Origin of the sequence: Candidatus Alcyoniella australis, assembly GCA_030765605.1 — a bacterium.
Taxonomy (GTDB): Bacteria; Lernaellota; Lernaellaia; order JAVCCG01; family Alcyoniellaceae; genus Alcyoniella; species Alcyoniella australis.
The window spans coordinates 1-11,196 of record JAVCCG010000080.1; the positions used below are offsets into that span (position 1 = coordinate 1).

The following is an 11,196-nucleotide window of genomic DNA, read 5'->3' on the forward strand; positions in this document are numbered from 1 at the left end:
AAGCCGGTCCCAGCTCGAGGCTGACCCAGCCGGACTTGACCCGCGTGGTCGAGCGCCGCAGCTCCACCACATAGCGCTCGCCCGAAAGCTTGCCGCGCACGTTGTCGCCCTCGCGCGTCTGCACCCGGCCCGCCTCGGATCGCCGCAGCTCAATCCCACGCCGGTTAAGTTCTCGCTCGGTTGGCAGGCGATCTTTGAATAATCCCAAGGCGTTAGGGGAGTGGGGCCGCGCCTCGTGAATTGCCAGATCAGCGTCGATAAGAACCATCGCAGGCGTCATTCCTTGGGCGTAGATCAGCCATACGCCCTTAAAAAAGCGGCCCGCAGCCTGTTCCCGACGCTCTCGCGCCTGGTCAGCCATCTGCGGAAGTGCATCATATTTAGTGATAAAACGGTCCCACTCGCTCACCGTGTCCGCCTCGTCGGCAAAGATCCACTGCTGCTGCGCTTCAAGCAGCATGATCCCCTGCTCAGCCTGATCGGCCTGGGGCGCATCAGGGTGCTCGCGCAGGAAATTCTCATAAGCGTCAAAGCTATGCTCTGCCTCAGCTTGAGCCCATGATATCGAATAGATACGCTGCTCGGCCTGTTCGCGGTACGCGCCCTGGGGAAAGCGTCGCAAGTAGTTTTCCAGCGCTGTAAGCGTGTTAAGATCCTGCGCTTGGTGGTATGCGGCCTTGTCAAGATTGATCCGTGCGCGGTTGGCGTGGGAACCATCAGGATACTGCTGTAAAAACAGTGTCCAAGCATCCTCTGTGTCCAGCGACTTGGCCCCCAGGTACGCTGCGCGCTCCTGGGCCCAGGGCGATTGCGGATGGTCCGGGTACTTGTCCGCGAACCCCTGCCAGGCCTGGACAGTGTCGGCCTGGCGCGCTTTGTTAAACGCAGATCCGGCGCAACCTATTAGCAGCAAAAGTGCGCAAGTGATTAAGATTAAGCCGAAAACAAACCGTCTGCTTGTCGCGATCTTATCCAATTATCATCGTCTCCCGCTTTAGTCCGCCTTCCGCAAAGCGCTCCGGACGGTAGGTATGCATCAGCTCCTGATGAGCCCCGTTGGCAAGGTGCTCGGCCATCAGGCGGCCCAAGGTCGGCGCGAGCATAAATCCGTGTCCCATAAAGCCATGGAATTGGACGAAATTGGGCCGATTTTCCAGCGGACCGAGGATCGGATTGGTGTCCGGCGTGATGTCGTAATACCCCGCCCAATGCCGCAGCAGGCTTACTCCGCCCAATCGTGGGAAAAGTTGCGTCATAATGCGACTTAACTTGCGCGCAAAACCCAAACTCGGCTGATAATCGGGCTCTTCGTGGTAATCCATGGCCACACAGCCCACGACCTCGCCGCGCACCATCTGCGAGCAGTACAGGCCGCTGTCCATGGGGATCGTTGCCGGGCCCATGAACGGCTCAACCGGCTCGCAGACGATTATCTCATGCTTTTCCGCCTTGTTCGGCAGCTCAACTCCAGCCAGCGCACCGATCTGCGGGCTCCAGGCGCCCGCCGCATTGATCACACGCTCGCACTCGATGCGCTCCTCGCCATCCGGGCCGTTGACGCGCACCGCTGTGATCTTGTCCCCCTCGAAATCAAATTCCACCACATCACAGTGGATCCTGACTTGGCCGCCCAGGCGCTCGATATTGCGCGCATATCCCCATAGTACCGGGAAAGGGAACATGCTGCCGTCGGTCTGGTTGAATGCGCCGGCCCTAAACCCGTTGACTTGCAGCTCGGGCTGCACCCGCTTGATACCAGCGGGATCGAGCAGCTTGGTGGGCACTCCGTGCTCGTTTTGGAACTTGACGTTGCGCGCGAACTGCTCCGCCTGCTCATCCGACGCCGCCAGGAACAAATAGCCGCACTGGCGGAACCAGATGTTGATCCCCATCTCCTGGGGAAAGCGCGCAAAACAGCGCACCGCCTCGATCATCCATTCGATGTTGCTCTCGTTGGTCCACTGCTGGCGTACGCCTCCGCCGCAGCGTCCGCTGGCCCCTTGGTTCAGGCCGAGCTTCTCGAGCACCACCACGTCGCTGTGGCCCATGCGGCACAGGTTGTAGCCCAGCGCCAGCCCCAACACGCCGCCGCCCACGATCACTGTCCGTCCGATCTTTGCCATCTCACTGCTCCTGACAGTTCACGATTGTTTATACTACCACCTTCCAGCCCCTTCAACACGGCTGAAAAACGGTATATATTACGGTGCGATGATAGCACTCGACCAATTGCGGCAACGATTCGACCAAGCCATGTCGGGCCGGCCCGAGGCCTTGGGCTGGGGCCCGGGGCGTGTCAACCTGATCGGCGGTCACGTCGATTACAACCAGGGACTGGTGCTGCCGATCGCCATTGACAAGGGGATCGCCACGGCCCTGCGCCGACGCAACGACAAGGCGTTCAACGTCTTTAGTGTGGATCTGGATCAACGCGTTGAGCTGGCCGCGCTGCCCACGCAGCGCATTGGCAGCTTTGCCGACTATCTGATCGGAGTGCTGCACGAGCTGCACGCATTGGGCCTGCCGCAATCGGGCTGGGACGTGCTGACTTGGGGCGATATGCCGGTGGGCGGCGGCCTGTCCAGTTCCGCGGCGTTGGAGCTAAGCGTCGCCATGGCGGCCTGCGCCGCGTCGGGATTCGAGGTCGATAGAAAGCAGCTCGCCCTGGCTTGTCAACGCGCTGAAAACGGATTCGTGGGAATGCACTGCGGGATCCTCGATCAGTTCGCCAGCGCCTTTGGTCTGGCCGACCACGCGTTACTGATCGACTGCCGTTCGCTGGAACATCGCAATGTGGCGCTGCCGCAGGATGCCTTTGAGGTGGCGGTGATCGATTCGGGCGTGAGCCGCAAACTGGCTGATTCGCGATTTAACCAGCGCCGTCGCGAATGCGAGCAGGCCGCGCGGGCGCTGGGCGTGGACAGCCTGCGCGACGCCTCGCTGCAGATGCTGCAAAACGCCGGGATCGAGCCGTTGCTCGAACGCCGCGCGCGGCACATTATCTGCGAGATCGAACGCGTGAGGCTCGCGGTTCGCGCACTTGAACACGGCGACGTGACGCACTGCGGCGAGCTGATCAGCGCCAGCCACAGCAGTTTGCGCGATGATTACCAGGTCAGCATGGAGCAGCTTGACGCGCTGTGTCAGCTGGCGGACGGGCTGAGCGGAGTATTCGGCAGCCGGCTGGTCGGAGGCGGATTCGGCGGCTGCACGATCCACCTGACGCAACGCGGCATTTTTGACACGCTGCGACAAAGAGTGGTCGAGCCCTACAGCCGACGTTTTGACCTCAAGGCGCGCCTGATGCAGTTCACGGCCGCAAACGGGGCTTTTTCAGAGCATTGTTTCTGACCCATTAACGCCATATTTTGTATTGCTTTTTATGGACATACCAGATGTAGTATTTTTTCCTTGACAAGCCGCTGTGAGTTTGACTATAGTTCTGGCTTGTCAACGGGGAAATCAATTTCAGATCTAAGTCATTAAAAATCAGCTACTTGGGCAGCCAATATTAAAGTGCTGCTTTCGATTTTCGGGTCCAGGGGTGCCTCCTGAGGGCGGGGACGCTGAAAATCGAGATTTTCGGGGGCACTGGGGCATGGCCACTCGATCGAAAATCTTTTTCATCTTAAAACGCGACGGTCGTAAGGTCGAATTCGACGCCGGGAAAATCGCGTCAGCCGTGGGAAAGGCCTTCCAGGCCAACGGTGAGCCCAACCCCGAGGCGGCCAGCACCGTCACTCGACAGTTGGTCAGCGTGCTTGAGGTCACCTACGACGACAAACGCATTCCCAACGTTGAAAAGGTCCAGGACCTTGTCGAGGTAATGCTGATGGAGAACGGCCACCCCGAGGTGGCCAAGCGCTACATTCTGTATCGCGATCAACATTCCAGGCTGCGCCATACACGCGAGCTGTTCGCCAGCGCGATCGAGATGATCGACGACTACATCGGCCGTAACGACTGGAGAATAAACGAGAACTCGAATATGAGCTACTCGCTCCAGGGCCTGAACAACCACATCAGCTCCTCGATCAGCAGCTACTACTGGCTGACCCGAATCTACCCGCCCGAGATCGGGCAGCTGCACTCGGGCGGCGACGTGCACATCCACGACTTGGGCATGCTCGCGGTATACTGCTGCGGCTGGGACCTCGAGGACCTGCTGCTCAACGGCTTCTGCGGCGCGTTCGGCAAGATCGAGAGCAAGCCAGCCAAGCATTTCAGCGCGGCCCTGGGCCAGATCGTCAACTTTTTCTACACCATGCAAGGCGAGGCGGCTGGCGCCCAGGCGTTCTCCAGCTTCGACACCCTGCTCGCGCCGTTAATCCGCTTCGATGGCCTGAATTACGACCAGGTCAAACAGAAGATCCAAGAGTTTGTGTTCAACACCAACGTGCCCACCAGGGTCGGTTTCCAAACCCCGTTCACCAACATCACGATGGACTTGGTGCCCTCACCGAACTATCGGGACATGGAAGTGATCAGGGGCGGCAAGCGGGTCGAGGGTGTGACCTACGGCGAGTTCCAACCCGAGATGGACATCATCAACCGTGCGTTCGCCGAGGTGATGATGGCCGGCGACGCCAAGGGCCGAATCTTCACCTTCCCGATTCCGACTTACAACATCACCAAAGACTTCGACTGGACAAACGAAAACCTCGACTCGCTGTGGGAGATGACCGCCAAGTACGGCATTCCCTATTTCAGCAATTTTCTCAACTCCGACCTCAAACCCGAAGACGCGCGCTCGATGTGCTGCAGGCTGCGGCTGGACAACCGCGAGCTGATCAGCCGCGGCGGCGGCCTGTTCGGCGCCAACCCGCTCACCGGCTCGATCGGCGTAGTGACGATCAATATGCCGCGCATCGGCTACCTGACAAAAAGCTGCGACGAGTTTTTGGGTCGGCTCGGTTACCTGATGGACATGTCCCGCGACAGCCTGGAGCTCAAACGCGAACAGCTCGAGCGTTTTACCGACGCCGGGCTTTATCCCTACTCCACGTTCTACCTCTCGCGGATCAAAGACGGGCCGAGCAAGCAGTTCTGGTCCAACCACTTCTCCACAATCGGCCTGATCGGCATGAACGAGGCCTGCGTCAACCTACTGGGCGTGGACATTGCGCACCCCGAGGGCCAGGCCTTTGCCATCCAGGTGCTCGAGTTCATGCGCGAGCGCATCAGACAGTACCAAGTCGACTCCGGCAACCTCTACAACCTTGAGGCCACGCCTGCCGAGGGATCCAGCTACAGGCTGGCCAAGGCCGATCGCAAGCTTTACCCCAACATCTTCGCCCAGGGCGAATCCGAGCCGTTCTACACCAACTCAAGCCAACTGCCGGTGGACTACACCGACGATTTGTTCGAGGCGTTGGAGCACCAGGAACAATTGCAGACGATGTACACCGGCGGCACTGTGCTGCACGGTTTCATCGGAGAGAAGATCAACAACCCCGAGGCGTGCAAACTTCTGGTCAGACGGATCGCTGAAAACTTCCGCCTGCCGTATTACTCGATAACACCCACATTCTCGATCTGCCCGGTTCACGGCTATATCGCCGGCGAGCACTTCGAGTGTCCGTATTCAGTTGAGGAGGCCAAAGCATGAAGTGCAATCGTAAGACCGAGGTTTATTCCAGGGTTGTCGGCTACTACCGCCCGGTTCAGCAGTGGAACAAGGGTAAGCGCGAGGAATACAACCAGCGTAAGACCTATCAGCTCTCGCTGGGCGTCCACAGCGAGCTGCCCGAACGCATCGAGCAGGCCAAGGTCGAGCAGGACAAGGTAGTGCAGATCAACCTCAACTCAGTCGGTTGAGTAAGACTCAACCACCAGAGGTCGGATCCGGCACACAATGAATATTAAAGGCTTTCAGGGACTATCGCTGATTGAATACCCGGGACAGCTCTCGGCTATTCTGTTCACCGGCGGATGTGATTTCCGCTGTCCGTGGTGCCACAACCCGGATCTGATCAACCCCAACGGCGACATCCCGAACCTACCGTTGGAGCACGCGTTCGAGATGCTCGAACGGCGCAAAGGCTTTATCGACGCGGTCTGCATCACCGGCGGCGAGCCGATGATCCATCGCGAGCTGCCAGAGTTTATTGCCAAGCTGCGTGCGATGGATCTCAAAATCAAGGTCGACACCAACGGCCATCACCCGAAGATTCTCGCTGAGATTCTTGATAACGGCCTGGCCGACTACGTGGCAATGGACTTCAAGGCGCCGCTGGAGATCTACAACAAGGCCGCGGGCAAGCTGGTCGACCTGAGCAAGATCGAGCAGAGCATCGACCTGCTGATGCAATGGGACGGACACTACGAGTTTCGCACCTCGGTGATACCCGGGCTGATCGGCGCACCACAGATCGAGAGCATCGCCCGTCGCATCGAGGGCGCCAAACTCTACGCACTGCAGCAGTTCCGGCCGCAGGTCACGCTCGACCCGTCGTTACACGATCTCGAGCCTTACCCCAACGCCGAGCTCGAACGCTTTGCCGGAATAGCGCGCAGCTACATTACGGAGGTCATCCTGCGGGGCGTCTGATCCCGTGGGCTTGACAATATTGGGAACTCTTTCCGTGGCTTGGCCGCTCGTAAGAGCGGCCTTTTTTTTGGGTGCCGTTTGTCATAGTCTAACGAAGATTTTCAGCATCGCATTGGAGGCCGATCATGTTATCCGACTCCACGAAGATCAAGCTATTGGGCCGCCTGATGGCGTTTTTACAGCGCCATCCGCTGTTGGTCAGGCTGCTGCTGCGGCCGATCGCCAACGCGCCGATCATCTCGAAAAAGATGATGGTATTTGTCCGGGCGTTCATGGGCGCCACGGCCTTTGAGCTCCACGACGTTGACCTGCGCAACGGGCGGATCGGCATTGGCGGCGTTGAGGAGATCATGGCCGGGTCCAAGCTCATCGAGCTGCTGCACACCACCCTGGGCGAGGCGCTGGACGAGGAGGCCAAGAACCGCGCGCTGTACAGCATGGGTCAACGGCTGTGCCGCTGGGAGGTCGGGCAGGCGCTGGAGCACGGCCGCTGGGCGCCGGCGGTGCTGGCGCCGCTGATCTTCAACAGCCGGGTGATCGACGAGGTCCAGGCCGACCCGCAGATGGCCGAGTTCTTCGGCCATGTGATGCGGATGATGTCGCGGCTGATCACCGACGAGGGGGGCTGGGGCCACCTGGATTTCGACTTCTCGGCCTACCCGCTGAAGGTGATGCTGACCAACTCCCAGGAGGCGCGCTGGCTCGGACCGGCGGACCGGCCGACCTGCCATTTCTACGCGGGCATCGTCTCGGGCTACGCCAGCACCATCTCGGGACAGGAGCTGACCGCCGTGGAGGTCGAGTGCAAGTCCATGGGCGCATCGCGCTGCGTGTTCGAGCTGAGCAAGACCCAAACCGCCTGAACCACCCGCCGCGGGCCGATTTGCGATCAAAGGCAGTTTCGACTGTTTATCAAGAAGTATGCGCGACAATGTCAAGTAATGCTTTACCTGTCGTTTCCGCCGTTTTATACGCTGATAACCGTTGCTAAACAACTAGTTGCGCCCCCGTCCCTGGTAAAATACTTTAGGACTTGCATGCGAATTGGGATTTCAAATCACAGATTTCGTATAGGTTACGAAGCGCGTATAGTCGTTGATATTACCTGGTAATCGCGATTTGGCTCCATGCGATGTTCATATACTGGTTTTCTCTGGCGCGTAAAGTCTTGATTAATCAGGGTAATCTTGAAACCCCACGCATGCGATAATCTTTCGAAAAAAACCGCGATTTCCCTGTAATTTCGCCTGAGTACGACAGGGCTTAGTTGATCGCATAGGTTGAGTTTTCGCAGGTCTGTAAGTTGCCGAATCTAATACGAAATAATCGCATGAAAAAATCGGAAAAACATTATGTCAACTAGCCGACTTCAGGCGTAATTTTTATTTCGCCGTCCGAGATTTAGTTTTCAATGAGCACCTATATATTTTACCAGGGAGCGGGGAGGTGTGTCAAATGCCATTGGACTTATGCGGCCCCAATGTTATCGAGCATCGAACACACACAATCTTATAAGTTCATAAAAACAATGTAGCGTGTCCCTGTAATTATCGATGATCCTGTCAATCCCCGATAAAAAAAGGCGCTTGAGAAAAATGTAATTACACTTGACAGCTAGGGACCCCAGGTGTATGTCGTAGTCGCCAAGAACAAAAAATCGAGACTGAATAAACCATCTAGGCACCCTTTGCACCAGCAGCCCCGTTGATTTACGCCCAAGCAGGGTGCGGGCGTTGGCAAAGCAATGGATCACACGATAACAAAATCGGTTGATCCTACACTCCTTTCGCTGTGAGGCGGCCATGGGACTTTGGGGAAAGAGATTCATTAAGGGAGAAAGAGAGAAGGGCTCGAACGAATCTTCCATCCGGCGAAAGAAAGAAGCTGGTACCGGGGAGGACAAGCAACCCACAATAACGGCTTTTACAGCCTGGCAGTTTGATGAATCTTGTCTTAAGGGAAAATATGGAGCCTGCACGGGATTAATCGCGGACAATGTAGAAATCATTTTCACAGGCGGAGAGTCGCTGAGCTTAATGGTTCATGCTTGGATAGTATGCCATTCTTCATATAACTATAAGATCACAGAAGATATGATCACGGCAGGTGAACATGTGATACAGACATCTTCCGTAATATCTTTTCCACAGGCATGGTTCCAAGTTCCCCTGCCCCCCGCTGAGAGTATGACGGACAGCGATGTTGCGACTCAAATTGCTGAAGAAAACGGCGGTTATGTCATTTCCGGCGGGGGCATGTTCGGTAGTACGGGGATCTTCATTTTGAATATGAGAATCATCGATGGAAGAAAAGCTCCGCTCTGGTTGATGCCACATCGTTACCAAGATTATTTCATCAGGGCCATCGATGCGCAACAGGGAACAATTGTATACCCGGACGTTTCCGACCAATCCGGAATGCTGTTCACCAGCCAAAGGCCCAAAGCGTTCGGTTGATATCGGCCACCACTTTGTCCGGGGGGATTTAACATGAGGATAAAACTAGTTACATGTTTGATGTTGATCGCATTGCTGCTTGGATGTCAGCCTGACTCTGAAAGAGGGGAAGTCAAAACACTAAGCGGCCCAGTGCAAATTCAGCCTGACTCTGAAAGAGGGGAAGTCAAAACACCAAGCGGCCCAGTGCAAATTCATTACGGCTATCAAGGCGGTGACCCGGTGTGGGCTGTGATTGGCATCGCGAGCTCGGCCGAAGCATACGTGGGCAATGTACTAGTGGGTAAAGCGAAAGCCTTGAGAATCATCGAGATGGAACAAGGCCCCAATGCTATCGAAGTGGAGGAAACCCACTTTTCGCCCTCCGGCTCTGTGATTTACAAAGGGATCGTCGTATACTCGTTTGGCTGGCGCGGGAGCAAGCTACAGGAAAGAGCCTTGAGAGGAAAAAAACGAACGGATATATTCTCAAGCTGGCCTTCCGGGTGAGTTATAGGGATAGAGAAACTATTGTTTCCCAGCTCTTTATTTAGTATTGCACGATAGATATCTGCCTATACCAGTTAACCAGGTGGATAAAATGCTGCGTTACCGACGTAGATCCTTCACTTCGTTCAGGATGACGGCTCGCGTGCGACTTGCAGCGTTATATCTCGTTGATATCGTACGTAATTTGTCATCCTGAGTCCCTGGGCCGAAGAATCTACTCTCGCACGGTGAATTTGTTGTGAATTGGCTGACAATAGTTAGGTATGATGTCCCCCGAACTCCTTCGATTTCAATTGACAACAGACCCCGGGGACTATAATATATCTCAGTCATCACGAATATAAATTAAAAGCGCTCGGTGCTATCGAGCTGATCTTTGTCACAAACGGAACCTGAAATACCCCGTTTCAGCGGTTGATATGGGGAATACCTGTTTAAAGGGTTCGCAGGAACAATCTTTGTTCCTCGTTTTCTCTGCGCCTCGATTCTCGCGTCAGCCGCGGATCGGATGACCCTATGCAACGGCTCAGCTATTTGTCTTACTGGGGAAGACCGTGAAAAAAAGAATCTTTCGCATCGCTTGGCTTCTGATATTTCCCGCACTTCTTACAGCCGCGGCAGGATGTAAAAAAAACGAGGTTTATTATTCGCCTATATTTATCATAGCAAACGTCAGAATTTTAATGCCGTCCTCTGAGGCCGAGAAATTCAGTCGGTATAAACACGAAGTCGATGCCGCTGGCAGCGTAGCTTACCTTGACGGCAAGGCAGTCGGCTTGGACTTGGTAGGGCAGTCCATTGAAAAGACAATGGAGGTACTGAGGGCGCACCCTGAAGCGGCCTCGAGTGTGCGCGCTGATCTCTCGATCCTTTGCAATGCCGAGGTGCTCGAGGCTTTGCAGGCCCGCTCGTCGGGCCGGATGTGGATCGGCATCAGCGACGAGGGTTTTTCCACGGAGGGGCTTGAGTTCTTTCTGCAACGATTGGATGCCAAGGAGCTCTATTTGGAATTGGCCAAAGCTGACGATAATGCCTTGGACGTGCTCTCAAACTTCAAGGAACTGCGATGGCTGAGCCTGTCCCGCACCAAAGTCACCGACACCGGCCTCGCTCACCTCGAGGGGCTCAAGGAGCTGTGGTGGCTGAACCTGTCCGACACCAAAGTCACCGACACCGGCCTCGCTCACCTCGAGGGGCTCAAGGAGCTGCGAGTGCTGCACCTGTCCGTAACCAAAGTCACCGACTCCGGCCTCGCTCACCTCGAGGGGCTCAAGGAGCTGCGCGTGCTGGACCTGGGGCTAACCGAATTCACCGACTCCGGCCTCGCTCACCTCGAGGGGTTCAAGGAGCTGCGATTGCTGTACCTAACAGGCACCCAAGTCACCGACACCGGCCTCGCTCACATCGCAGGGCTCAAGGAGCTGCGTGGGCTGTCCCTAATACGCACCAAAGTCACCGACACCGGCCTCGTTCACCTCGAGGGGCTCAAGGAGCTGCGCGAGCTGAAACTGCGGAATACCCAGGTCACCGACTCCGGCCTCGTTCACCTCGAGGGGCTCAAGGAGCTGCGCGTGCTGTACCTGGGTGATACCCAGGTCACCGACACCGGCCTCGCTCACATCGCAGGGCTCAAGGAGCTGCGAGTGCTGGACCTGTCCTCTACCAAAGTCACCGACTCCGGCCTCGCTCACCTCGAGGGGC

General features: G+C 56.5%; 10 protein-coding genes. 8 read left to right on the forward strand and 2 right to left on the reverse strand.

Annotated features, from left to right (window positions below; translation table 11 throughout):
• Window positions 1–913 (reverse strand): hypothetical protein (locus P9M14_08715; GenBank protein MDP8255818.1); only part of this gene is annotated, 913 nt, incomplete at its 3' end.
• A gap of 55 nt (window positions 914–968) precedes the next feature.
• Window positions 969–2,123, reverse strand: coding sequence for an FAD-binding oxidoreductase (locus tag P9M14_08720; protein ID MDP8255819.1), 1,155 nt, complete (start codon window positions 2,121–2,123; stop codon window positions 969–971).
• A gap of 106 nt (window positions 2,124–2,229) precedes the next feature.
• Between P9M14_08720 and galK the strand changes: the two genes are divergently transcribed.
• From galK to P9M14_08760, 8 genes are all read left to right on the forward strand, one after another.
• Window positions 2,230–3,351, forward strand: coding sequence for a galactokinase (galK, locus tag P9M14_08725; GenBank protein ID MDP8255820.1), 1,122 nt, complete (start codon window positions 2,230–2,232; stop codon window positions 3,349–3,351).
• A 247-nt stretch (window positions 3,352–3,598) separates the two neighbouring features.
• Entirely contained in the window at window positions 3,599–5,608 is a 2,010-nt protein-coding gene (locus P9M14_08730; protein MDP8255821.1) for a ribonucleoside triphosphate reductase, read from the forward strand.
• On the forward strand, window positions 5,605–5,817 hold the full coding sequence (gene nrdD / locus P9M14_08735; protein ID MDP8255822.1) for an anaerobic ribonucleoside-triphosphate reductase: 213 nt from the start codon (window positions 5,605–5,607) through the stop codon (window positions 5,815–5,817). The genes P9M14_08730 and nrdD overlap by 4 nt, the downstream gene beginning before the upstream one ends.
• Window positions 5,818–5,854: 37 nt before the next feature.
• Entirely contained in the window at window positions 5,855–6,550 is a 696-nt protein-coding gene (locus tag P9M14_08740; protein ID MDP8255823.1) for an anaerobic ribonucleoside-triphosphate reductase activating protein, read from the forward strand.
• Between the two features lie 125 nt (window positions 6,551–6,675).
• Window positions 6,676–7,413, forward strand: a complete 738-nt coding sequence (locus tag P9M14_08745) for a 4-vinyl reductase (GenBank protein ID MDP8255824.1) — start codon at window positions 6,676–6,678, stop codon at window positions 7,411–7,413.
• A gap of 939 nt (window positions 7,414–8,352) precedes the next feature.
• Entirely contained in the window at window positions 8,353–9,006 is a 654-nt protein-coding gene (locus P9M14_08750) for a hypothetical protein (GenBank protein ID MDP8255825.1), read from the forward strand.
• Between the two features lie 33 nt (window positions 9,007–9,039).
• On the forward strand, window positions 9,040–9,495 hold the full coding sequence (locus tag P9M14_08755) for a hypothetical protein (GenBank protein ID MDP8255826.1): 456 nt from the start codon (window positions 9,040–9,042) through the stop codon (window positions 9,493–9,495).
• Window positions 9,496–10,304: 809 nt separating this feature from the next.
• Window positions 10,305–11,196: hypothetical protein (locus P9M14_08760; GenBank protein ID MDP8255827.1), on the forward strand; the 892-nt coding region annotated here is incomplete at its 3' end.